The sequence below is a fragment of the Stenotrophomonas sp. SAU14A_NAIMI4_5 genome (assembly GCF_003086795.1).
Classification (GTDB): Bacteria; Pseudomonadota; Gammaproteobacteria; order Xanthomonadales; family Xanthomonadaceae; genus Stenotrophomonas.
Genome location: NZ_CP026003.1, coordinates 4,299,444 through 4,320,421, shown reverse-complemented (window position 1 = coordinate 4,320,421; position 20,978 = coordinate 4,299,444). Strand labels below are relative to the sequence as shown.

The following is a 20,978-nucleotide window of genomic DNA, read 5'->3' as shown; positions in this document are numbered from 1 at the left end:
TGTGGGCGCTGGAGTCCTCTCCGGCGTGCTGCCACAGGCATGGGGGTCTCGACGGTTCCTGGTCGGGCCCCGACTTTAGCAGAGCCCAGTGGCCGACGAAGCGGCTCAGCCCAGGTATTCGTCCTTCAGCCGCACGTAGTGGTCGGCCGAATAGTGCAGCGACTCGATCTCCTTGTCGCTGAGCGTGCGTGCCGGACGCGCCGGGTTGCCCACCCACAACTCGCCCTCGCCGACCACCTTGCCCGGGCCGACCACGGCGCCGGCGCCGACGAAGGCATGGCGCTCGACGCGCGCGCCGTCGAGGATGCAGGCACCCATGCCGATCAGGCTGTAATCGCCGATGGTGCAGGCGTGGATGATGCAGCCGTGGCCGACGGTCACGCCTTCGCCGATCAGGGTCGGGTAGCCGGCCTTGTTGTACGGGCTGTGGTGGCTGACGTGGATGATGGTGCCGTCCTGCACGTTGGTGCGCGCGCCGATGCGGACATGGTTGACGTCGCCGCGGATGACCGTGCCCGGCCAGATGGAGACATCGTCGGCCAGCTCCACGTCACCGATGAGGGTGCAGGCCGGGTCGACGTATACGCGCTGGCCGAGGACGGGCATCTTGTCGCGGAAGGGGCGCAGGGGGTTCATCGCTGTCTCCAGGTGGGGCAAACACGACGATGATACGCGGCAGAGGTATCGGTAGCGCCGGGCCATGCCCGGCGGCTGTTCGCGTGCCGCTACGCTCGCCGGGCATGGCCCGGCGCTACCGATGATGCGCGTTACGCCACGCGGCCGCGGCGGGCGCGTTCCAGGTGCACCAGCAGCAGCGAGATCGCGGCCGGGGTCATGCCGGGAATGCGCTGTGCCTGGCCGATGGTCTGCGGGCGCACGCGTTCCAGCTTCTGCAGCACTTCGGCCGACAACCCACGCACGCCGGCGTAGTCGAAGCCTTCGGCGATCGGCGTCGCTTCGTGGCGCTGCTGGCGTTCGATCTCGTCGCGCTGGCGGTCCAGGTAGCCGGCGTACTTCACGCCGATCTCGACCTGCTCGGCCACCTTGCCATCGGCCACGGCCGGGCCCAGCGACGGCACCTGCATCAGCTGCGCGTAGTCCAGTTCCGGGCGCTTGATCAGGTCCAGCACGTTGGTTTCGCGGCTGACCGCCACGCCCAGCGTTTCCTGTACCTCGCGGCCCAGCGCATTGGCCGGGGTCGCCCACAGCGCACCCAAGCGCGCGCGCTCGGCGGCCACTGCGGCCTGCTTGGTCTCGAAGGCGCTCCAGCGGCGGTCATCGACCAGGCCCATTTCGCGGCCGGCCGGAGTCAGGCGCTGGTCGGCGTTGTCCTCGCGCAGCTGCAGGCGGTATTCGGCGCGGCTGGTGAACATGCGGTACGGCTCGTTGGTGCCGTGGGTGATCAGGTCATCCACCAGCACGCCCAGGTACGCTTCGTCGCGGCGCGGGCACCAGCCGTCCAGCCCGCGCACCTGGCGCGCGGCGTTGAGGCCGGCCAGCAGGCCCTGTGCGGCGGCTTCTTCATAACCGGTGGTGCCGTTGATCTGGCCGGCGAAGAACAGGCCGTTGACCAGCTTGGTTTCCAGCGAAGCCTTCAGCCCGCGCGGATCGAAGAAGTCGTATTCGATGGCGTAGCCGGGGCGGGTGATGTGCGCGTTCTGGAAGCCGCGGATGCTGCGCACCATCTCCAGCTGCACGTCGAACGGCAGCGAGGTGGAGATGCCGTTGGGGTAGATCTCGACGATGCCCAGGCCCTCAGGCTCGACGAAGATCTGGTGGCTGGCCTTCTCGGCGAAGCGCACCACCTTGTCCTCGATGGACGGGCAGTAGCGCGGGCCGATGCCCTCGATCTGCCCGCTGTACAGCGGCGAACGGTGCAGGGCGTCGCGGATGATCTGGTGGGTCTGTTCGGTGGTGTGGGTGATCCAGCAGCTGACCTGCTGCGGATGCTCGTCCACCGAGCCGAGGAAGGACATCACCGGGCGCGGCGTGTCGCCGGGCTGCTCGTCCATCACGCTGTAATCCAGCGAGCGGCCATCGATGCGCGGCGGCGTGCCGGTCTTCAGGCGGTCCACCTGGAACGGACGCTCGCGCAGGCGCGCGGCCAGCGTGGTCGCCGGCGGGTCGCCCATGCGGCCGGCGGCGTACTGGGTCGGGCCGACGTGGATCTTGCCGGCGAGGAAGGTGCCGGCGGTCAGCACCACGGCCTCGGCGTCGAAGCGCAGGCCGGTCTGGGTGATGACCCCGCGCACGGCGTCGCCTTCGATGACCAGGTCATCGACGGCGGCCTGGAACACGGTCAGGTTGGCCTGGCCTTCGACGATGGCACGGATCGCCATGCGGTACAGGTTGCGGTCGGCCTGGCAGCGGGTCGCGCGCACGGCCGGGCCCTTGGAGGCGTTGAGCGTGCGCCACTGGATGCCGGCGCGGTCGGCGGCATGCGCCATCGCACCGCCGAGGGCATCGATTTCCTTGACCAGGTGGCCCTTGCCGATGCCGCCGATGGCCGGGTTGCAGCTCATCGCGCCCACGGTTTCGATGTTGTGGGTCAGCAGCAGGGTGCGCACGCCGGTACGGGCCGCGGCCAGCGCGGCCTCGGTGCCGGCGTGGCCACCGCCGATGACGATGACGTCGTAACGATGGAAGGACTGGGTCATGGGGGCAGGTCAACAAGGGACGGGCGCGGCCGGGGCGGCGCCGGGGTGGCGATTTTAGCGCCATTCGGAGGGGGGCGACGGGCCCGGATCGGGGCCGGGATGAAATCCGCCCTAAAGTTGGCAGGATTTTTGCAGATAACCCAATAGCACCCATCGTGGCTGGCGCCGTAGGCGCCGTTGACCGGAATTGGAACAGGGGCCGGTACAGGCGCACGGTGGGGAAGCGGGGGGCCGGCAGTCGGGGGACTGTCCGGCCCTGTTTTTTTGGGTGGCCTGCCGGGAGAGGTCCCATCCACGCATGGCGTGGATCTACCAGGGCGGGGGATTTGCCGGGAGGGGCCCTATCCACGCATGGCGTGGATCCAGACAAGCCAAAAACAAACGGCCCCGCATCGCGGGGCCGTCTGCTTTCAGAGGTGCCGACATCCGACAGGGCCGGAACAGGGGGGATCCAGATGTTCCTGTCGGATATCGACGTAGAGCTGTTTGGGACGGGCCCTTAACGTTTTTGTCACTTTGTGACGCGGGCCGTCACCACCCGCGTAGAGTGCGGCCTGAACCGCGTGAAATGCAAGATGGTTCAGAGCCCAACTGTGCGCTGCGTCGCACGTTTCATGTTTCGCCGCAGGCAACGGTTCATCGTTCCAGGTTTCGCCACGGAGAACCGTTCGACTTCGGCGAACGCGGTGCCGGTGCCGGACGTGCCTGCGGCGGCGCGGACGGACGAGCCTGGGGCGCAGACGGACGTGCCTGCGGCGGACCCGACGGGCGGCCGGCCTGCGGCGGGCGACGCATCGAGTCCATGTTCCGCCACGGCGACCCACCGTTGTTCTGGCGCGGCGGCGGCGGCGGACGGTTCTCACCCCCGTTGCCCGGACGCGGCGGCGGCGGCGGGCGGTGGTTGTGCGGCGGCCGGTAGACCGGGCGCGAGTAATACGGGTTGCCGTAATAGCCGTAGCCACCGCCATAGCCGCCATACCCACCGTAGTAGGGGTAGCCATAGGTGGACGGGTAGCCATACGGATAGCGGTACTCCGTCGACGGGGCACCGTGGTAGTAACTGCCACCGCTGCCACCGCCGACATAGTCGTAGGTGGAACAGCCGGTGAGGGCCAGCAACAGGCCACCGGCAAGCAACAGGCGCGTTTTCATGTGGGTCCCCCCAAGGACGGGTGTAGGGCCAGCTTCAGGCGTGGGCATTGAATCGCCCCTTAATTGTGCCGGCCCAGGATGAATGGCGATGAAGGCCTGCATGCTGGCATGGCCGGGTGCGTGGCCACCAGCGTCGGGGCATACGTTAATCTTGCGTCATGAGCGATTCACTGTTGCCCCGCGCCGAAGATGTCCTGGCCGCCGCCGCGCGGATCGCGCCGCATGCCCATGTCACGCCGGTCCTGCGCTCGCACGCGCTGGATGCGCTGGCCGGGGCGCAGCTGGCCTTCAAGGCCGAGCATCTGCAGCGCGGCGGGGCGTTCAAGTTCCGTGGTGCCTGCAATGCGGTGTGGTCGCTGGACGCCGGGCACGCCGCGGCCGGTGTGGTCACCCATTCCTCGGGCAACCACGGTGCGGCGCTGGCCCTGGCCGCCCGCACCCGCGGCATACCCTGTCATGTGGTGGTGCCCGAAGGGGCGGTGGCCGCCAAGCTGGCCAACATCGCACGCCATGGCGCCACCCTCTGGCGTTGCCCGCCCACCATCGCCGACCGCGAGGCCACCTGCGCGCAGGTGCAGGCCGATACCGGCGCGACCCTGGTGCATCCCTATGCCGACCCGGCGGTGATGGCCGGGCAGGGCACGGCGGCGCTGGAACTGCTGCACAGCGATGGCCCGTTCGATGTACTGGTGGTGCCGGTGGGCGGTGGTGGCCTGGCCAGCGGCACTGCGCTGGCCCTGCAGCACGCCAGCCCGCAGACCCGCCTGGTGCTGGCCGAACCGGCCGGTGCCGACGACACCGCGCGCTCGCTGGCTGCCGGCGAGCGCGTGACCGCCTTCACCCCGGACACCTTCTGCGATGGCCTGCGCACGCTGGTCGGCGCGCCGAATTTCCAGCTGCTGCAGGCGGCGGGCGCCGAGGTGATCGTGGTGGACGATGACGCCACCCGTGCGGCGATGCGCCTGCTGTGGGAGGTGCTGAAGCAGGTGGTGGAACCGTCCTCGGCCATCGTGCTGGCGGCGGTGCTGGCCCAGCCGGCGCGGTTTGCCGGCCAGCGCGTGGGCCTGGTGCTGTCCGGCGGCAACGTCGATCTGCCAGCGCTGCGCTGGGAGGTGGCGTGAGCCGCGGCCGTCATCGACCCCGCACCGGCCTGCTGGGTTGGCTGTGGCGCCTGTTCGTGCTGGTGCTGGTGTGGCTGCTGGGCGTGACCGCCTGGATCGTCTGGGTGGGTGAGCGCGACCAGGCCGCCAAGGCCGACGCGATCATCGTGCTGGGCGCGGCGGCCTACGATGCCAAGCCGTCGCCGGTGTTCGAAGAACGCATCCGCCATGGCCTGGATCTGTACCAGGCCGGCTACGCGCCGCTGCTGATCTTCACCGGTGGCTACGGTGGTGCGGGCGCGCGTTTTTCCGAATCGCAGGTGGCACGGCGCTATGCGCTGAAGCACGGCGTGCCGGATGACGCGATCCTGATCGAGACCGCCTCACGCAACACCGTACAGAACCTGGTGGAAGCCAAGCGACTGATGGAGCAGCGCAAGCTGCACACGGTCATCATCGTCAGCGACCCGCTGCACATGGCGCGCGCGCTGCGCCTGAGCCAGGCGCTGGGCATCGAGGCGCTGGCCTCGTCCACGCCAAGCACGCGCTTCCGCAGCTTCCACACCAGCTGGCGTTTCCTGGTGCAGGAAATCTATTTCTTCCACCGCGACCTGGTGCGTCCGCCGCTGAGTTCGCCGGCGAATACCTGATCGCCAAGCCGCTGCGCTCGCCGGGCATGGCCCGGCGCTACCCATATCGTGCGTCCGGCGCGGCCCCTATCGCGCGTCTGGTAGCGCCGGGCCATGCCCGGCGGCTTTCGATCAGGGCTGCTTGCGGCGGATCGGGATGGCCGACACCGGCACCGAGGCGATGTCATGCCCGCCTTCGCGGATTGGGGCGCCCGGGTCCGGCGCCCAGGCGTGGGCGTAGATCACTTCCCAGCTGCTGGGCAGCTTGCCGTCGGCACGGCGCATCGGTTCGTACGCTGCAGCAGCGGCGGCAAAACGACCGCGGCCGGTCAGCGTGTGACGGCGGTCTACCCGTGCATTGGTCGCACCCATCGCGCGCAGCTCGCGCATCAGCGCGGGCAGGTCGTCGTAGGTCAGGGTGAACAGGTCGCGGTCCAGCACCGGATCGCGGAAGCCGGCCATCATCAACGCATCGCCGAACTGGGCGATCTGCGCGAAGCGGCTGACATGCGGGCGGTCATCGGCGGCGGCGAACGCTTCGTTGAGCTCGACAAGCGTTTCAGGGCCGAAGGTGGAGCACAGCAGCAGGCCACCGGGCTTGAGCACGCGACGGAAACCGGCGAACACCGCTGGCAGGTCGTCCAGCCACTGCAGGCACAGGTTGCTGAAGATCACATCGACGCTGTTGTCAGGCAGCGGCAGCGCGGCGGCATCACCGCACAGGCGCTGGAACGGCTTCCACCAGCCGGCCTGGCGCTTGGCCTGGTCCAGCATCGGCAGGGCCACGTCCATCGCGATCACCTGCGCCTTCGGCCAGCGCTTCTTCATCAGCGCGCTGGCGTGGCCGGTGCCCGCACCGATGTCCAGCACCACCTCGGGCTTGCGCGCTTCCAGGTAGTCCAGCGATTCGATCAGCCGCGACTGCACCTCGCGCTGCAGGGCAGCGGCGGCGTCATAGCTGTTGGCGGCGCGGGCGAACGCGCGGCGGACGTGGCGGGCATCGAAGTGGGACGGCATTGCGGAAGTCTCTTAGAACGTACCGGGGTAGGCGCCGCCGTCGATCAGCAGGTTCTGCCCGGTGAGGTAACCGGCCTGTGCACTGCACAGGAAGGCGCAGGCGGCGCCGAATTCGTCCGGCGTGCCGAAGCGGCCGGCGGGGATCTGCTGGCGGCGGCGGTCGGCCACCGCCTGCACGTCGCCGTCCTGGCCCGCAGCGTGGGCGAAGTTGGCGCGCAGGCGGTCGGTGTCGAACTGGCCGGGCAGCAGGTTGTTGATCGTGACGTTGTGGCCGACCGTGCGCCGTGCCAGCCCGGCGACGAAGCCGGTGAGACCGCTGCGCGCGCCGTTGGACAGTGCCAGCGTGTCGATCGGTGCCTTCACCGAGGACGAGGTGATGTTGACGATGCGGCCGAAGCCGCGCGCGATCATCGCGTCCACCGTGGCGCGGATCAGCGCGATCGGGGCCAGCATGTTGGCATCCAGCGCGGCGATCCAGTCGTCGCGCTCGAACGTGCGGAAGTCGCCCGGCGGCGGGCCACCGGCGTTGGTCACCAGGATGTCGACCTGCGGGCAGGCGGCCAGCGCCTGCGTGCGCCCGGCCTCGGTGGTGACGTCGGCGGCGACGGTGCGCACCTCGGCGGCACCGGGCAGGGCGCGCAGTTCTTCAGCGGCAGCCTGCAGGGCAGTTTCGCCACGGGCCACGATCACCACGTTCACGCCTTCGGCCACGAGGGCGCGCGCGCAGCCCAGGCCGAGGCCCTTGCTTGCGCCGCAGACCAGTGCCCAGCGGCCGGAAATACCGAGATCCATGCGTCAACCCTGCCGAATGCGGAAAGTGCTCATTGTCCGCCATCGGCCGGTGACAGGCCGGCAACAAAGTGTTGCAGGGCAGCGGCCACCTCGTCGGCGTGGCCGAGGAAGGGCGCATGGCCGCCGTGGGCGACGGTCAGCGCCTGCGCGCCCGGGGCCAGCGCGGCGGCGGCCTGCATCGCGGCCGGCGATACCAGACGGTCGCGCTGGCCGGCGATCCACAGGCTGGGCCTGCCCAGCGTGGGCAGGGCGCCACGCAGGTCGGTACCTTCCAGCAGGCGCAGGCCTTCCAGCAGGGCGCGCTCGCTGGGGGCACCGCGCTCGACCAGGCGCTGGCGCAGGGTGCGCAGCTCCTCGCGGGCATGTGCCGAACCCATCACGTCCAACGCCAGGAAGCGCTCCAGGGTGCCGCCGAAGTCCGTGGCCAGGTCACGCCCGAACTGCTCGAACACCACTGGTTCCACCGCGTGCGGCCAATCCTCGCCGCGCACGAAACGCGGCGTGGCGGCGATCATCGCCAGCCCGCGCACCTTCGGCAGGGTGGCCGCCGCATGCAGGGCGAACAGCCCGCCCAGCGACCAGCCGCACCACACCGCCGGCGGCGTGGCCGCGGCAATGGCGTTGACCACGTGCGGCAGGCGCAGCGGCGTGGCGTCGTCGCGGCTGTGGCCATGGCCAGGCAGGTCGACCAGGTGCAGGGTGAAACGGTCGGCCAGGCGCTGCACCAGCGGCGCGAACACGCCGCCCTGCAGGGCCCAGCCGTGGATCAGAACCAGGTCCGGCCCGTGGCCGGTGACGTCGATATGCATGGGGTACGACGCGTGCGGGTCAGGCCAGCGCGGGCAAGGCAGGCGGCAGCGCTTCGCTCGGCCCGGCAGCGACGCGGCCGCGCGCCTGGGCGATGGCTTCGACCAGCTCGCGCACCTGTTCCGGCGTATGCAGTGCCGACAGGGTGACGCGCAGCCGCGCCTTGCCTTCGGGCACCGTCGGCGGACGGATCGCGCCGACCAGCCAGCCGGCCTGCTCCAGCGCCTGCGACATCGCCACGGCGGTGTGGTCATCGCCACACAGCAGCGGCTGGATCGGGGTTTCCGAGGCCATCAGGTCCAGGCCATGGCGGCGCGCTTCACCGCGGAACAGGGCGATCAGGTCGGCCAGCTTGGCCCGGCGCCAATGGTCGCGGCGGGCCAGGCGCACCGCTTCCAGGGCCGAGGCGGCCAGGGCCGGCGGCAGGGCGGTGGTGTAGATGTAGGGGCGTGCGGTTTCGGAAAGGTGCTCGACCAGATCTTCGCGGCCCAGCACCAGCGCGCCGGCACTGCCCAGCGCCTTGCCCAGGGTGACCAGCTGCAGCGGCACGTCGTCCACGCCCAGGCCGGCGGTGGCGACGGCACCACGGCCATCGCCGAGCACGCCTACGCCATGCGCGTCGTCCACGTAGAACAGGGCCTGCTGCAGGCGCGCGACCAGCGACAGCGCACGCAGCGGTGCAACATCGCCGTCCATGCTGAAGACACCATCGGTGGCCAGCATCGCCGCACCTTCGGGCGCGTGCTTGAGCTGGCGCATGGCGCCTTCCGGATCCAGGTGCGGGTAGCGGCGCAGGCGCGCACCGGCCAGCCGCGTGGCATCGAGCAGGCTGGCGTGGTTGAGCTTGTCCTGCACGCAGACGTCGTTCTCTTCGCTCAGCAGCGCCTGCTGCACCGCCAGGTTGGCGGCGAAGCCACTGCCGAACAGCAGGGCGCGCGGATAGCCGAGCCAGTCGGCCACTTCGCGTTCCAGCGCGTCGTGCAGCGCGTGGTGGCCGCAGACCAGGTGCGAGGCACCGGCGCCTGTGCCATCGCGTGCGGCCGCATCCTGCAGCGCGTTGACCACGCTGAACTGCTGGGCCAGGCCCAGGTAGTCATTGCTGCAGAACCCGGTCAACCAGCGCCCGTCAATTTCCAGGCGCACGCCATCACGACGGGTGACCGTGCGCCGCGGGCGGCGACGGCCTTGTGCATCGCGCAACGCGCGCTGGGCTTGGAGGCGGGCGGTCAGGTCGGGGCGGGCCATGCTGGCTTCAGGCGACGACGGGGCGGCTAGGGTAGCGCGTTGCCGCCACGCCTGCTCGACGCCCCGATCACGCGGCATGTCACGCGGCGTGGGCGCAGCCACAGTCGGGGCCATCGGCGCTGATATCGGCGTTCACGGTACCGCCGTGGTCGTGGCCATCGGCGTCCACCTGCACGGGCATCGGCTGCAGGCCCAGGCGCGCGAACAGGGCCAGGTCGCGCTCGCTTTCCGGGTTGCCGGTGGTCAGCAGCTTCTCGCCGTAGAAAATCGAGTTGGCACCGGCCAGGAAGCACAGCGCCTGCAACTCATCGCTCATGGCTTCGCGACCGGCCGACAGCCGCACCATCGAATGCGGCATCGCGATGCGTGCCACCGCGATCATCCGCACGAACTCGAACGGGTCCAGTTCCGCGCTGCCATGCAGCGGCGTACCGGCCACCTGCACCAGCTTGTTGATCGGCACCGAATCGGGATGGGCCGGCAGCGTGGCCAGCGCCAGCAGCAGGCCGATGCGCTGCGCACGCGTCTCACCCATGCCGACGATGCCACCGCAGCAGGTCTTCAGTCCAGCATCGCGCACGTGGCCCAGCGTGTCCAGGCGGTCCTGGTACTGGCGCGTGTGGATGATCGAATCGTAGCAGTCCGGCGCGGTATCGAGATTGTGGTTGTAGTAGTCCAGGCCGGCATCCTTCAACGCGCGCGCCTGGTCACCACTGAGCATGCCGAGGGTGGCGCAGGTTTCCAGGCCGAGCGCCTTCACGCCGGCGATCATCGCAGCCACCTTCGGAATGTCGCGGTCCTTCGGCGAGCGCCACGCTGCGCCCATGCAGAAGCGCGACGCACCGGCGGCCCTGGCCTGGCGTGCCTTGGCCAGCACGGCATCGGTATCCATCAGTTTCTGCGCGCTCACGCCGGTGCTGTAGCGCTGCGCCTGCGGGCAATACGCGCAGTCTTCCGGGCAGCCACCGGTCTTCACCGACAGCAGCGTGGACACCTGCACCTGGGCCGGATCGAAGTGCGCGCGAAGCACGCTGGCGGCGCGGAACAGCAGTTCGGGCAGGGGCAGGTCGAACAGCGCCTGCAGTTCATCGTGCTGCCAGTCGTGGCGGATGGCGGGAGCCATGGCGGGACCTTGGAAGGGCGTGGAGCGAGGGCGGCAGTGTGGGTGGGTTGACAGAGGCTGTCAACTTCAATTTTTCTATTTAGGTTTACAGGTTATCGGCCCTGACCGCACCGCTACACTGGGCCGCCCAGCAAAGGAACTGCCATGGATCTGCCGCGCTTCACCTACCACCCCGATCCGATCGCCACCGGCAGCGTGGTGGCTGCCGACACGCCGTGCGTGTGCTGCGGGCAGTCGCGTGGCTACGTCTACACCGGGCCGGTCTATGCCGAAGAAGAGTACGGGCACGAAATCTGCCCGTGGTGCATCGCCGATGGCTCCGCGCACGAGCGACTGGGCGTCATCTTCAGTGATGAGGAAGGCGTCGGTGGTGGCGGCGAGTGGGATGAAGTCGATGAGGAGATCATCGACGTGATCGCGCAGCGCACGCCCGGCTTCAACGGCTGGCAGCAGGAACAGTGGTGGACCCACTGCGGGGATGCGGCGCAGTTCATCGGCCGCGCCGGTCGCGCCGAACTGGAAGCACACGGTGAAGCCGCCGTGGCGGCGATCCAGGACAGCACCGGGCTGGACGACGGGCCGCAGTGGCAGCATTTCCTGGCTGCGTTGGACAAGGACGGATCACCGACGGCCTACCTGTTCCGTTGCAGGCACTGTGGCGAAGTGGGTGGCTACCAGGACTGCGACTGACAGGAGCGGAATCACGTGCAGGAACGATATCCCGTTCACCGGTGGCTGCTGGCGGCCGTGACCGCCGGCCTGCTGGCGTGCATGCAGCAGGCGGGTGCGCAGGAGGCACGTGGTGCTTCCATTCCCTATGCAACACCCGATGAAGCATTGAAGGCCCTGCGCGCGCTGCCGCACGTACGCGAGCGCGAGGAGAACGACTGGGTGGTGCTGCAGGACTTCCAGGAGCAGGTGTTCTGGTCGGTCACCACGCCCGCTAATGGCTGGCATCCGTCGATCGTGCGCCGCGAGCTGGTCTCGCACGATGGCGACGTCAGTGTGGCTATGCAGGTGCGCTGCGGTGCCTCCAAGGCGGCCTGCGATGCGCTGGTGGAAACCTTCAAGGCCAGCAACGAGCGCCTGCGCATGCGTGCGAAGGCGATGGCACAACAGTCGTCTTCGGGCAAGGACTGACGGCATGACGGGTCCGTGGCGGCCGCTTACGCGGGCGGAGATGGAAGCGCTGGTCGCGAAGCAGCTCGGCGACTGCACGCCCGACCAGCAGGCTGCCTTCGCCACACTACGCGTGCTGTTCCATACGGTGCCGCTGCATCGCCTGGGTGGGGTCGAACCGGTCTGGGTGGTCGCCCATCTCGCTGACGGGTGGCTCTACTACGAGGATGTGGAAGAGGGATTCGAAGTGAGTGTCCCCGGAGAAGACGGTGCGCTGCCGGAGCGAGCCTGCAACCAGTACGAGCTGACGCACATCCTGTATCAGCAAGCGCATGCCGGCCTGGGCCGGCAGCGCTGATTCAAACCCGATCGCAGTGGCTGGCCGGCATTACACCTGGGCCATGCCGCCATCGACGAAGAACTCGATGCCGTTGACGAAGCTGGACGCATCCGAGGCCAGGAAAGCCACGGCGTTGGCCACTTCCTGCGGTTCGCCGAGGCGGGCCAGCGGTACCTGTGCGGCGAGGTGATCGAACAGACCCTGGCGTGCTTCGTCGGGCACCAGGTCGCCCAGGCCGGGGGTGCGGATCGGGCCGGGGCTGACCACGTTCACCCGGATGCGGCGCTCCTCCAGGTCCAGCGCCCACGAGCGGGCGAAGTTGCGCACGGCAGCCTTGCTGGCGCTGTACACGCTGAAGTTGGCCGTGCCCTGGATCGAGACCGTCGAGCCAGTGAGGATTACCGAAGCGCCATCGACCAGCAACGGCAGCGCCTTCTGCACGGTGAACAGCACGCCGCGCACGTTGGTGGCGAAGATGCGGTCGAAGTGCTCTTCGGTGATGGCACCCAGCGGCAGCATGTCGCCGCCACCGGCGTTGGCGAACAGGATGTCCAGGCGGCCGGCCTGGCGGGCGATCTGGGCGTAGACCGCATCGAGGTCGCTGGGCTGCGCGGCATCGGCGCGGATGCCGGTGGCCTGCGCGCCGATGGCAGCGACGGCAGCATCCAGTTCCGGCTGGCGGCGGCCGGTGATGAAGACCTTGGCGCCGAGGCTGGCCAGGTGCTGGGCGGTGGCCAGGCCGATGCCGGTGGTGCCGCCGGTGACGAGGGCGATCTTGCCGTTGAAATCAGTGCTCATGGTGTTCTCCTGTAAGGGCTGCCGGGGGAGGGGTGGCAGCGGGTGGGAGAATGATGGGCGGCGGCGCGGCTGCGATAAATCCTGCGCAATGACAATGACTGTGCATGTGTGTGCATAATCGGCGGCATGAACCAGCTCACTGCCATCCGTGCCTTTGCCCGCGTCGTCGAGGCCGGCAGCTTCACCCGCGCCGCTGATTCGCTGGACATACCCACCACCTCGCTGAGCAAGCTGGTACGCGAACTGGAAACCCACCTCGGCGTGCGCCTGCTGCAGCGGACCACGCGGCGCGTGGCGGTCACCGCCGAAGGCCAGGCGTATTACGAGAAGGCCGGGCGCCTGCTGCGCGACCTCGAGGATGTCGATGCCTCGTTCAGCGCCGCACGCGGTGCACCGCGCGGGCTGCTGCGCGTGGACATCGGTGGCTCCACCGCACGCGACGTGCTCATTCCGGTGCTGCCCGATTTCATGGCGCGCTACCCGGACATCCGCATCGAACTGGGCGTGTCCGACCGCTCGGTGAACCTGATCAGCGAGAACGTGGACTGCGTGATCCGCGGCGGCGCGCTGGATGATTCCACGCTGGTGGCCCGTCACCTGGGCGACGCGCACCTGATCACCTGCGCCAGCCCGCGTTACCTGAAGGCACACGGCATTCCTGCGTACCCGGAGGAGCTGCGTAACGGCCATCGGCTGGTCAGCTACCTGCTGCCGTCCAATGGACGCGCGGTACCGTTCCGCTTCCGTGGCGAGGACGGTGCGTTCGAGATCAAGGCCGAGCACCGCATCGGCATCAACGAAAGCAACGCCCATCTGGCCGCCGCCGTTGCAGGCATGGGCCTGGTGCAGACCTTCAGCTACGCGGCAGGCGATGCGTTGCGCAGCAAGGCGCTGGTGGAAGTGCTGCAGCCATGGCGACCGGCGCCGTACCCGTTCCACGTGGTGTACCCGAACAACCGGCATGTGACGCCGCGGCTGCGGGTGTTCATTGATTGGCTGGGGCAGGTGCTGCCGCCGTCGCTGGCGGGCGAAACGTAGCGGAGCGCTTGACCGGCCTTTGGCTGACGCAGGCGTGGGGGCTTCACCGATGGTTTCCGCATGCTGGTACGGCAACCCTGCGGCATGCGCCTTCCCCACGCTCTCGCAGACCATCTGCATTCCGCACTGCGCCTGCTGCTGCCGCTGCGCTGCCTGGTCTGCGACGATCCCGGCCACGATGGCCTGGATCTGTGCGCCGCCTGCCTGGCCGAGATGCCCTGGTCTGGCCGCGCCTGCCTGCGCTGCGCACTGCCGTTGCCGGACAGCGCGCTGCCGGTCTGCGGCACCTGCCGCGAGGAACCGCCGCCACAGGCTGCCACCCATGCCAGCCTGCTGTACCTGCCGCCGGTGGACCAGCTGCTGGTGCGCTACAAATTCCATCGGGACCTCGCGGCGGGTCGCCTGCTTGCCCAGCTGATGCAGCGCAGGCCGCCACCGTGGGCCTGCCCGCTACTGGTGCCGGTGCCGTTGCATCCGCGTCGGCTGCGCCAACGCGGCTATGACCAGGCCGGGGAGCTGTGCCGGCTGCTGCGGCAGCCGGTGTGGCGCGGCCTGTACCGGCGCCGGCATACAGCACCGCAGTCGGAGCGCAGCGCCGAGCAGCGTCGCGAGAACCTGTTCGACGCCTTCGATGTGCGGGGTGCGGTGCCACCGCACCTGACCGTGGTGGACGATGTGATGACCACCGGCAGCACGGTGCTGGAAGTGGCGGAGACGCTGCGGCTGGTGGGGGCGGCGGAGGTGCGCGTATGGGTCTGCGCGCGGGTGCCGTGAGTGCCCGTGCCTGTGATGCACATCGGTAGAGTCGACTGTTAGTCGACTAGCACTATCCGGATCGAAAGACAGTCGACCAACGGTCGACTCTACCCCGTCGATTCAACCAATCGACGCCACGCAGCGGAGGCCGACAGGTCTGCGCGCGGGTGCCGTGATGGTGTCATCAACGAGGCGGGCGCTAGGATGGGGCACGGAACCTGATCGAAGGAGTGGTCATGCTGTCTCCCGAATCCTCACCGTCGCCGTTGTTGTCGGCCATCGGCCGCAGCTGGTGGATCCTGCTGTTGTATGGCGTGGTCGCGCTGGGCTTCGGCATCACCGCGATCGGCTGGCCGATGGCCGCAGCCACCGCGCTGGCCTGGGCATTGGGCCTGATGGCCATCGTTGAAGGGGTCATCAGCCTGCTCGCGCTGATCAGCGGTGGCAGTGGCGCGCCGCGCGGCTGGCTGCTGCTGTACGCGGTGGCGTCGCTGGGCTTCGGCACGCTGGCGGTGATCAACCCGTTGGCCACCGCCAGCGTGCTGGTGCTGCTGCTGGCCGCCTGGCTGCTGGTGGCGGGCATCTACCGCATCGTGTTCGCCGTCCGCGTGCGCAGGCACATCCAGGGCGAATGGGTGCTGATCCTCAGCGGCGTGCTGGCCATCGTGCTGGGCCTGCTGTTTGCGGCCAACCCGCTGGCCGGGGTGGCTGTCACCACGTTGTGGATCGGCATCGGCAGCCTGTTGTATGGCCTGCTGCAGATCGTGGTGGCACTGAAACTGAGGAAGCTGAAGTGAGGGGCGCGCGCGCACTGTTGCTGGGCGCGGCGCTGGCCCTGACCGGATGCATGCCGGCGGCAACGCCTGAGGCAATGACGGGCGCGGCGCATGCACCGCGTCCGGGCGTAGACGTACGCCTGAGCGCGGTTGATGCAACCGGCAAGGGCACGCCCGCGCAGTGGCAGGGTGAGACCCTTGCCCTGCGCGAACCGCCAATTGCCAGCAGTGGTGATATCTCCGATGTGCGCTATGTGCTGGACCAGGCCAATCAGCCCGGCCTGCAGATCCGCTACCGGCCGGAAGCGCGCCAGCGCATACACGATGGCACGGAGGCGCTGGTGGGCCAGCGTGCGGCGATCAGCGTGGACGGCCGCGTGCTGATGGTGGCGACGGTACAGGGACCGTTCGGCGAATCGATGATGCTCAGTGGGCTGTCCAGCGTGGCCGAAGCGCAGGCGCTGGAGAAGCACATCACCGGCCGTTGATGCCCTCGCGATGTGCACGGAGGCCGACCAAGGTCGACCGCTACCGGGCGAACCGCGCCTCGATCTCCTCCAGCGACTTGCCCTTGGTTTCCGGCAGCCACAGCGCGGCCACCAGGAAGAACACGAACGTGCAGCCAGCCCAGAACAGGAACATGCTGGCATAGCCGTAGTGGCCGACGGTGGGCAGGAACAGCGCGGCGATGGTGGTGGACACGAACTGGTTGATCAGCAGCGCGATGCTCATGCCGTTGGAGCGGATGCGGTTGGGCATCAGCTCCGACAGCGCCAGCCACACGCAGACACCGGGGCCGACCGCGAAGAACGCCACGAACACCAGGATGCACGCGGCCACCGCCCAGCCATGGGCGGGCGGCGGTACCGGGCCGATGCGCGCCTGTTCGATGCGCAGCGGTGCCTGTGCGGCGCTGGCCGGGTCGGCGAAGGGGTTCAGGTGCAGGTGGCGGAAGAAGGCGCCGATGACGCTGTCCGGCTGCACGGTGCCGGCGCGTTCGATGCGCAGTTCGCGGTCGCCCAGGTTGTCGCTGCGCAGGGCGCGCACGTTGGTGAAATCACCATAGGCATAGGACACGGTCAGCTGCAGCGGCCGGCCCTCGCTGTCGGTGCTCCCCGCCAGGCGCTGCCACTGCGCGTCGTCCAGCACCAGCTGCAGGCCATCACCACTCACCGCGGCCTGCAGCTGCGGCTGCACGTCGGCGCGGCCGCGCTCGGCCTGGAAGAACAGCGTGGCAGCGGCCAGCAGGGCCACGCAGATGCCGCCGCTGCCCAGCATCAGCAGGAACTTGCGGCCCTTGCGGTCGACCAGCAGCAAGGCGACCACGGTCATCACCGCGTTGAGCAGCTTGATCGCCACGTCGGCGCCGTTGGCCACCGAGCCGGACAGGCCGGCCTGGTTGAGGATGTTGACCGCGTAGGCCAGCACCGAGTTGATGCCGGTGGCCTGGGTGCAGGCCAGCACCACGCAGGCCAGCAGGAACGGCACCACGTAGCGGCGACTAAGCAGCGGATCGCGGCGCCCGTCGCTGCTGCTCGATTCCGGTGCCTGGATCTGCGCCAGCGTGGCCTCCACGTCAGCATCGGGCAGCACGCGCTGCAGGCTGCGGCGTGCATCCTCCACGCGACCCCGGCGGACCAGCCAGCGCGGTGATTCGGACAGCCAGAAAATACCGGCGCAGAACAGCAGGCCCGGTGCCAGGCAGCTCCAGAAGATGGTGCGCCAGGCGTGGTCCTTCAGCACGAACAGCTCCTGTGCCTGCTGCGCCCGCGGCAGCGAGCGCACGGCCTCGGCGGCGGCGTCCACGGCGTGCGCCTGGTACAGGCCGATGAGTGCGGCCAGCACCAGGCCGATGGTCAGCAGCAGCTGGAACATGGCGGCGCCACGCCCGCGCCGCTCGGGGCTGAGCACTTCGGCCAGGTACAGCGGCACCACCACGCCGATCAGCCCGCCACTGACGCCCTGCAGCAGGCGGCCGAGCAGCAGCGGCGTGTAGCCCGAGGCCAGCGCCATGATCGGGATGGACGCGGTGAACAGCAGGCCGGCCAGCAGCATCGCGCCGCGGCGGCCGATCAGATCGGCCACCATACCGGCGAACAGCGAGGACAGCACGCTGCCCAGCAGCACCGCGGCGACGACGAAACCGAGCTGCTGGCTGCTGAGCTGCCAGGCGTGGCTGGCAGTCGCTTCGAGGTAGGGCAGGGCACCGGCGATGATGCCGATGTCGATGCCGTACAGCAGGCCGCCAAGGCCGCCGATGAACAGCAGGTAGCGTACGGGCCAGCGCGGGGCGGTGCGTGCAGTCATCGACAGGTTTCCTGTGCGGCGTTTCGGTGCGGATTGCTTTCTGTAGAGTCGAGCATGGCTCGACTCTACAAATCGATTACCCGCCCGCCGACGACCACCTGCTGCAGTCGCAGTCCGGCGTCCAGCACCACCAGATCGGCACGGGCGTCGGGCGCGATGCGGCCGCGATCGTCCAGGCCCAGGTAGGCGGCAGGGAAGGTAGAGACACGCTGCGAGGCATCGGCCAGGTCCAGGCCCACCTGCACCAGATTGCGCAGTGCCTGATCCATGGTCAGCGCACTGCCGGCCAGCGAACCGGTGGCCAGGCGCACGCAGCCGCCGCACTTGTGCACGCGCTGTTCGCCCAGCGCGTATTCCCCATCGGGCATGCCAGTGGCGGCCGTGGCGTCGGTCACCGCGTACAGGCGCGGGATCGCGCGCGCGGCCAGCCGGATCACGCCGGGGTGGATGTGCTGCAGGTCGGGAATGATCTCGGCGTACTGCGCATGCGCCAGCGCGGCGGCGGCAATGCCGGGGCGGTAGTGGTCGACGCCGGTCATGCCGTTGAACAGATGGGTGAAGCCGGACGCACCGGCCTGCAGCGCGGCCACGCCTTCTTCGTAGGTGCCGGCACTGTGGCCCAGCTGCACGCGGATGCCCATCGCTGACAGCGCGGGAATCAGTGCGGTGTGCTCGCCGATTTCCGGCGCCAGGGTCATCACCCGGATCGGTGCCAGCGCATGCAGCTGCTGCACCAGCGCCAGCGTCGCTTCGATCGTGCGGTTGGGCTGTGCGCCCAGCCGCTGCGGGCTGATGAAGGGGCCTTCCAGGTGCACGCCGGCAATGCTGGCCGCCTCGGCATCGGGGGATGCCATCGTCGCGGCCACGCCCTGCAGGGCATGCTCGATCTCGTCCAGGCCGGCGGTCATGGTGGTCGCCAGCAGGGTGGTGGTGCCGAAGCGCAGGTGGGTGCGGGCGATGGTGCGGGCCACGTCGCCGCCCTGCATCAGGTCCACGCCGGCCGCGCCGTGCACGTGCAGGTCGATGAAGCCGGGCAGGATCACCGGCAGCTGCAGGTCATCGGCGCCACTGTGGTCATCGACCTGCAGCTGGCGGATGTGCGAATCGAACTGGACATGGCCACGGCGCCAGCCCAGCGGGGTGAGGATGCGGCCGTGCAGGCGGCTGATGTCGGTCATGGCGGTGTCTCGGCGATGATCACTTCGATGCCCAGCCGCTGCAGCCCCTCGCGGGTGGCATCGTCGATGCCGGCGTCGGTGATGATGGCGTGGATCTGGTCCAGCAGCGCGATGCGGTGCAGGCTGACGCGGCCGAACTTGGAGGCGTCGGTGAGCACCACGATGCGGCGCGCGCGCTCGACCATGCGGTGGTTGAGGCGGGCTTCGGCTTCATCGTGGGTGGTCAGGCCGAACTGCAGGTCGAGGCCGTCCACGCCCAGGAACAGGGTGTCGAAGCTGTAGGAATTGAGGCTGGCTTCGGCCTGGCTGCCTTGCAGCGAGAGCGACTGCTGGCGCAGCAGGCCGCCGGTCAGCAGCACGGTGATGCCCGGCGCGTTGGCCAGTTCCCAGGCGATGTTCAGGCCGTTGGTCATCACCGTCACGTCGCGGTGGCCGCGCAGGTGGCGGGCCAGGGTCATCGTGGTCGAGCCGGAGTCGATGATGATGTTGTCGCCGGCCTGCACCAGCCGCGCCGCAGCGGTGCCGATGGACTCCTTCAGCGGCAGGTTCAGCGCATCCTTTTCGTGGATGTCCTGTTCCTGCGGCGGCGTGCGCACCAGGGTGGCGCCGCCGTGGGTACGGGTGGCCAGGCCCTGCGACTCGAAATGGGTGAGATCGGCACGGATGGTCACCGCCGACACGCCGAAGCGCTCGACCAGATCGGCCACCTGCACCGAGCCGTGCTCGATCAGCAGCTGCAGGATCTGTTGCCGGCGGGAGCGGGTGTTGCGCATGGCCATCTCTCGGTTTCGTCAAGAAAGGTAGAGATTAGCCGTTCGCAAGAACGGAGGCAGCCGAACTTGCGTTCTGCTTGCGGCTGCCGGCCTGGTTGGCGCTGCAGGCGCGGGCGTATTCGCCCAGGCACTGGCCGATGCGGTGCTGCACCAGCGCGCTGGGGGTATTGGCCAGGGCGCCTTCGCGCACGGCGCGGTACTGCTCGGGCAGATGCTGGCTGAGCAGCACCAGCGGCGGCGCCTGCCGTTCCAGGTTGGCGAACAAGGTCTGCACCGCCTGCAGCAATGCCGGCTCGCCCCAGTAGTAGCGGCAGCGGTCACTGAAGGAGAAGCGGCGCAGCAGGCGCAGCTCGGCCTCGTCGCCCTGGTAATACGGCTGCCAGTACTTCGGCTGCGCCTGCATCACTTCGTCCAGCACCTGCGGCAGGCGCGAGCACTGCGCGTCCGGCAGCAGTTCGGCCTCGATGGCGGCCAGCGCGAACAGCGCTTCGCGGTAGGCGAAGGTCGCCGCCGGGCCGACCTTGAGAATGGCGAAGTGGTCGCGCACCAGTGCGTGCAGGCCGCTCTCGCGCTGGTAATCGGTGGAATGCGCTTCGAACACGATGCGCGGCTGCTGTTCGAGGAAATCCGCGAGCGCACTGGCGGCCGCCGGGTCGTACTCGTGCACGCTGCTGTGGTCGAAGTCCACGCCCGGCTGCACCACCATCGCGATCACGCGCTGCCAGGCATCGCGCAGCTGCGGCGTGTCGAAGGCCTGCTGGTGGATGGCCAGGGTCTGCGCGGCAGCGGCCGGCGTGGTCACCTGCAGGCCACCGGCTAGCGAGGCCTCGCCACCGGGCACCGGCACTTCGGTGCCGATGACGTAGACCGGCGGCGGCAGGCCGTGTTCGGCAGCGGTGCGCTCGGCGATCTCGGCCAGTTCGGACGAACGCGCGGCGACGATGGCATCGGGCAGCGGCACCGGGTCATCGGCGCAGGACATGCTGCAGTCCAGGTGGATCTTGTGGAAGCCGGCGGCCACGTAGGCCTCGATCAGCACGCGCGCGTGGGTCATCGCTTCGGCGGCCGGGCGCTTCTGCCAGGCATTCGGGCCCAGGTGGTCGCCACCGAGGATCAGACGTTCGCGCGGGAACCCCTCTTCATCGGCCAGCGCGCCGACGTAGTCGCGGTACTGCGGCGGCGTCATGCCGGTGTAGCCACCGAACTGGTCGACCTGGTTGGAGGTCGCCTCGATCAACAGCACGGTGCCGTGCGCCAGCGCCACGTGCATGGCTGCGCGCAGCACCTGTTCGTTGCTGCAGCAGACGCTGTACAGGCCGACGTTGGCACCGGCGCGGTGGGAAGCAAGCAGTGTCTGCAGCGGGGACATGG

The 20,978-nt window shown here is 69.2% G+C and carries 22 protein-coding genes; 9 read left to right on the top strand and 13 right to left on the bottom strand.

The genetic code is table 11. The features are described 5' to 3' along the window. Positions 1 to 105 precede the first annotated feature (105 nt). The 3 genes from C1925_RS19740 to C1925_RS19730 form a co-directional block, all read right to left on the bottom strand. Positions 106 to 636: a gamma carbonic anhydrase family protein gene (locus tag C1925_RS19740; RefSeq protein ID WP_108770379.1), complete on the bottom strand. Its 531-nt coding sequence runs from the start codon at positions 634 to 636 to the stop codon at positions 106 to 108. A gap of 131 nt (positions 637 to 767) precedes the next feature. Next, the gene (mnmG, locus tag C1925_RS19735; protein ID WP_108770378.1) at positions 768 to 2,657 is read right to left on the bottom strand and encodes a tRNA uridine-5-carboxymethylaminomethyl(34) synthesis enzyme MnmG; all 1,890 of its coding nucleotides are present in this window, start codon (positions 2,655 to 2,657) and stop codon (positions 768 to 770) included. A 636-nt stretch (positions 2,658 to 3,293) separates the two neighbouring features. Further along, positions 3,294 to 3,809, bottom strand: coding sequence for a hypothetical protein (locus C1925_RS19730; RefSeq protein WP_108770377.1), 516 nt, complete (start codon positions 3,807 to 3,809; stop codon positions 3,294 to 3,296). Positions 3,810 to 3,967: 158 nt separating this feature from the next. Here C1925_RS19730 and C1925_RS19725 point away from each other — a divergent pair, with 158 nt between their 5' ends. Both C1925_RS19725 and C1925_RS19720 read left to right on the top strand, forming a co-directional pair. Next, positions 3,968 to 4,930: a pyridoxal-phosphate dependent enzyme gene (locus tag C1925_RS19725; RefSeq protein WP_108770376.1), complete on the top strand. Its 963-nt coding sequence runs from the start codon at positions 3,968 to 3,970 to the stop codon at positions 4,928 to 4,930. Then, the gene (locus tag C1925_RS19720) at positions 4,915 to 5,559 is read left to right on the top strand and encodes a YdcF family protein (protein ID WP_165835659.1); all 645 of its coding nucleotides are present in this window, start codon (positions 4,915 to 4,917) and stop codon (positions 5,557 to 5,559) included. The genes C1925_RS19725 and C1925_RS19720 overlap by 16 nt, the downstream gene beginning before the upstream one ends. A gap of 111 nt (positions 5,560 to 5,670) precedes the next feature. On the opposite strand, the gene bioC is transcribed toward C1925_RS19720, so the two are convergent. The 5 genes from bioC to bioB all read right to left on the bottom strand — a co-directional run bounded on the left by bioC (position 5,671) and on the right by bioB (position 10,522). Continuing rightward, positions 5,671 to 6,555 carry a malonyl-ACP O-methyltransferase BioC gene (gene bioC / locus C1925_RS19715; protein ID WP_108770374.1) on the bottom strand — a complete coding sequence of 295 codons (885 nt, stop codon included), beginning with the start codon at positions 6,553 to 6,555 and terminating at the stop codon, positions 5,671 to 5,673. A 12-nt stretch (positions 6,556 to 6,567) separates the two neighbouring features. Beyond that, on the bottom strand, positions 6,568 to 7,347 hold the full coding sequence (locus C1925_RS19710) for an SDR family oxidoreductase (RefSeq protein WP_108770373.1): 780 nt from the start codon (positions 7,345 to 7,347) through the stop codon (positions 6,568 to 6,570). Positions 7,348 to 7,376: 29 nt separating this feature from the next. Continuing rightward, positions 7,377 to 8,156, bottom strand: coding sequence for a pimeloyl-ACP methyl ester esterase BioH (bioH, locus tag C1925_RS19705; protein WP_108770372.1), 780 nt, complete (start codon positions 8,154 to 8,156; stop codon positions 7,377 to 7,379). Positions 8,157 to 8,175: 19 nt separating this feature from the next. Beyond that, a complete protein-coding gene (bioF, locus tag C1925_RS19700) occupies positions 8,176 to 9,399 on the bottom strand; it encodes an 8-amino-7-oxononanoate synthase (protein ID WP_108770371.1) in 1,224 nt (407 codons plus the stop codon). A 79-nt stretch (positions 9,400 to 9,478) separates the two neighbouring features. Then, the gene (gene bioB, locus C1925_RS19695) at positions 9,479 to 10,522 is read right to left on the bottom strand and encodes a biotin synthase BioB (RefSeq protein ID WP_108770370.1); all 1,044 of its coding nucleotides are present in this window, start codon (positions 10,520 to 10,522) and stop codon (positions 9,479 to 9,481) included. A gap of 144 nt (positions 10,523 to 10,666) precedes the next feature. On the opposite strand from bioB, the gene C1925_RS19690 reads away from it, so the two are divergent. Genes C1925_RS19690 through C1925_RS19680 form a run of 3 tightly spaced genes read left to right on the top strand, consistent with a single transcriptional unit; the run spans position 10,667 to position 11,999 of the window. Further along, positions 10,667 to 11,212, top strand: a complete 546-nt coding sequence (locus tag C1925_RS19690) for a CbrC family protein (protein WP_108770369.1) — start codon at positions 10,667 to 10,669, stop codon at positions 11,210 to 11,212. A gap of 15 nt (positions 11,213 to 11,227) precedes the next feature. Then, positions 11,228 to 11,662 (top strand): hypothetical protein, encoded by a 435-nt coding sequence (locus tag C1925_RS19685; RefSeq protein WP_159097581.1) that lies wholly within the window; start codon positions 11,228 to 11,230, stop codon positions 11,660 to 11,662. 40 nt (positions 11,663 to 11,702) lie between these two features. Beyond that, a complete protein-coding gene (locus C1925_RS19680) occupies positions 11,703 to 11,999 on the top strand; it encodes a hypothetical protein (RefSeq protein WP_254051351.1) in 297 nt (98 codons plus the stop codon). A gap of 30 nt (positions 12,000 to 12,029) precedes the next feature. Here the strand turns inward: C1925_RS19680 and C1925_RS19675 are convergent, their stop codons facing one another. After that, complete coding sequence (locus tag C1925_RS19675; protein WP_108770366.1) at positions 12,030 to 12,779, bottom strand: SDR family oxidoreductase; 750 nt, start codon at positions 12,777 to 12,779, stop codon at positions 12,030 to 12,032. A 126-nt stretch (positions 12,780 to 12,905) separates the two neighbouring features. Between C1925_RS19675 and C1925_RS19670 the strand changes: the two genes are divergently transcribed. From C1925_RS19670 to C1925_RS19655, 4 genes are all read left to right on the top strand, one after another. Continuing rightward, positions 12,906 to 13,817: a LysR family transcriptional regulator gene (locus C1925_RS19670; protein ID WP_108770365.1), complete on the top strand. Its 912-nt coding sequence runs from the start codon at positions 12,906 to 12,908 to the stop codon at positions 13,815 to 13,817. 84 nt (positions 13,818 to 13,901) lie between these two features. Continuing rightward, entirely contained in the window at positions 13,902 to 14,591 is a 690-nt protein-coding gene (locus C1925_RS19665; RefSeq protein WP_108770364.1) for a ComF family protein, read from the top strand. A 218-nt stretch (positions 14,592 to 14,809) separates the two neighbouring features. Then, positions 14,810 to 15,370, top strand: a complete 561-nt coding sequence (locus C1925_RS19660) for a DUF308 domain-containing protein (protein WP_108770363.1) — start codon at positions 14,810 to 14,812, stop codon at positions 15,368 to 15,370. Further along, positions 15,367 to 15,837: a hypothetical protein gene (locus C1925_RS19655; RefSeq protein ID WP_108770362.1), complete on the top strand. Its 471-nt coding sequence runs from the start codon at positions 15,367 to 15,369 to the stop codon at positions 15,835 to 15,837. The genes C1925_RS19660 and C1925_RS19655 overlap by 4 nt, the downstream gene beginning before the upstream one ends. Before the next feature lie 40 nt (positions 15,838 to 15,877). Here the strand turns inward: C1925_RS19655 and C1925_RS19650 are convergent, their stop codons facing one another. From C1925_RS19650 to C1925_RS19635, 4 genes are all read right to left on the bottom strand, one after another. Beyond that, positions 15,878 to 17,656: an MFS transporter gene (locus tag C1925_RS19650; RefSeq protein WP_108770361.1), complete on the bottom strand. Its 1,779-nt coding sequence runs from the start codon at positions 17,654 to 17,656 to the stop codon at positions 15,878 to 15,880. Between the two features lie 65 nt (positions 17,657 to 17,721). After that, complete coding sequence (nagA, locus tag C1925_RS19645) at positions 17,722 to 18,834, bottom strand: N-acetylglucosamine-6-phosphate deacetylase (RefSeq protein WP_108770360.1); 1,113 nt, start codon at positions 18,832 to 18,834, stop codon at positions 17,722 to 17,724. Continuing rightward, positions 18,831 to 19,607, bottom strand: a complete 777-nt coding sequence (locus C1925_RS19640) for a DeoR family transcriptional regulator (protein WP_108770774.1) — start codon at positions 19,605 to 19,607, stop codon at positions 18,831 to 18,833. The genes nagA and C1925_RS19640 overlap by 4 nt, the downstream gene beginning before the upstream one ends. 34 nt (positions 19,608 to 19,641) lie before the next feature. Continuing rightward, positions 19,642 to 20,976 carry a D-tagatose-bisphosphate aldolase, class II, non-catalytic subunit gene (locus C1925_RS19635; protein WP_108770359.1) on the bottom strand — a complete coding sequence of 445 codons (1,335 nt, stop codon included), beginning with the start codon at positions 20,974 to 20,976 and terminating at the stop codon, positions 19,642 to 19,644. Positions 20,977 to 20,978 lie beyond the last annotated feature (2 nt).

Coding starts and splice junctions, on each gene's coding strand:
- C1925_RS19740 (WP_108770379.1), bottom strand. CDS start 636: ATGAACCCCCTGCGCCCCTTCCGCGACAAGATGCCCGTCCTCGGCCAG.
- mnmG (WP_108770378.1), bottom strand. CDS start 2,657: ATGACCCAGTCCTTCCATCGTTACGACGTCATCGTCATCGGCGGTGGC.
- C1925_RS19730 (WP_108770377.1), bottom strand. CDS start 3,809: ATGAAAACGCGCCTGTTGCTTGCCGGTGGCCTGTTGCTGGCCCTCACC.
- C1925_RS19725 (WP_108770376.1), top strand. CDS start 3,968: ATGAGCGATTCACTGTTGCCCCGCGCCGAAGATGTCCTGGCCGCCGCC.
- bioC (WP_108770374.1), bottom strand. CDS start 6,555: ATGCCGTCCCACTTCGATGCCCGCCACGTCCGCCGCGCGTTCGCCCGC.
- C1925_RS19710 (WP_108770373.1), bottom strand. CDS start 7,347: ATGGATCTCGGTATTTCCGGCCGCTGGGCACTGGTCTGCGGCGCAAGC.
- bioH (WP_108770372.1), bottom strand. CDS start 8,156: ATGCATATCGACGTCACCGGCCACGGGCCGGACCTGGTTCTGATCCAC.
- bioF (WP_108770371.1), bottom strand. CDS start 9,399: ATGGCCCGCCCCGACCTGACCGCCCGCCTCCAAGCCCAGCGCGCGTTG.
- bioB (WP_108770370.1), bottom strand. CDS start 10,522: ATGGCTCCCGCCATCCGCCACGACTGGCAGCACGATGAACTGCAGGCG.
- C1925_RS19690 (WP_108770369.1), top strand. CDS start 10,667: ATGGATCTGCCGCGCTTCACCTACCACCCCGATCCGATCGCCACCGGC.
- C1925_RS19680 (WP_254051351.1), top strand. CDS start 11,703: ATGGAAGCGCTGGTCGCGAAGCAGCTCGGCGACTGCACGCCCGACCAG.
- C1925_RS19675 (WP_108770366.1), bottom strand. CDS start 12,779: ATGAGCACTGATTTCAACGGCAAGATCGCCCTCGTCACCGGCGGCACC.
- C1925_RS19670 (WP_108770365.1), top strand. CDS start 12,906: ATGAACCAGCTCACTGCCATCCGTGCCTTTGCCCGCGTCGTCGAGGCC.
- C1925_RS19665 (WP_108770364.1), top strand. CDS start 13,902: ATGCGCCTTCCCCACGCTCTCGCAGACCATCTGCATTCCGCACTGCGC.
- C1925_RS19660 (WP_108770363.1), top strand. CDS start 14,810: ATGCTGTCTCCCGAATCCTCACCGTCGCCGTTGTTGTCGGCCATCGGC.
- C1925_RS19650 (WP_108770361.1), bottom strand. CDS start 17,656: ATGACTGCACGCACCGCCCCGCGCTGGCCCGTACGCTACCTGCTGTTC.
- nagA (WP_108770360.1), bottom strand. CDS start 18,834: ATGACCGACATCAGCCGCCTGCACGGCCGCATCCTCACCCCGCTGGGC.
- C1925_RS19640 (WP_108770774.1), bottom strand. CDS start 19,607: ATGCGCAACACCCGCTCCCGCCGGCAACAGATCCTGCAGCTGCTGATC.
- C1925_RS19635 (WP_108770359.1), bottom strand. CDS start 20,976: ATGTCCCCGCTGCAGACACTGCTTGCTTCCCACCGCGCCGGTGCCAAC.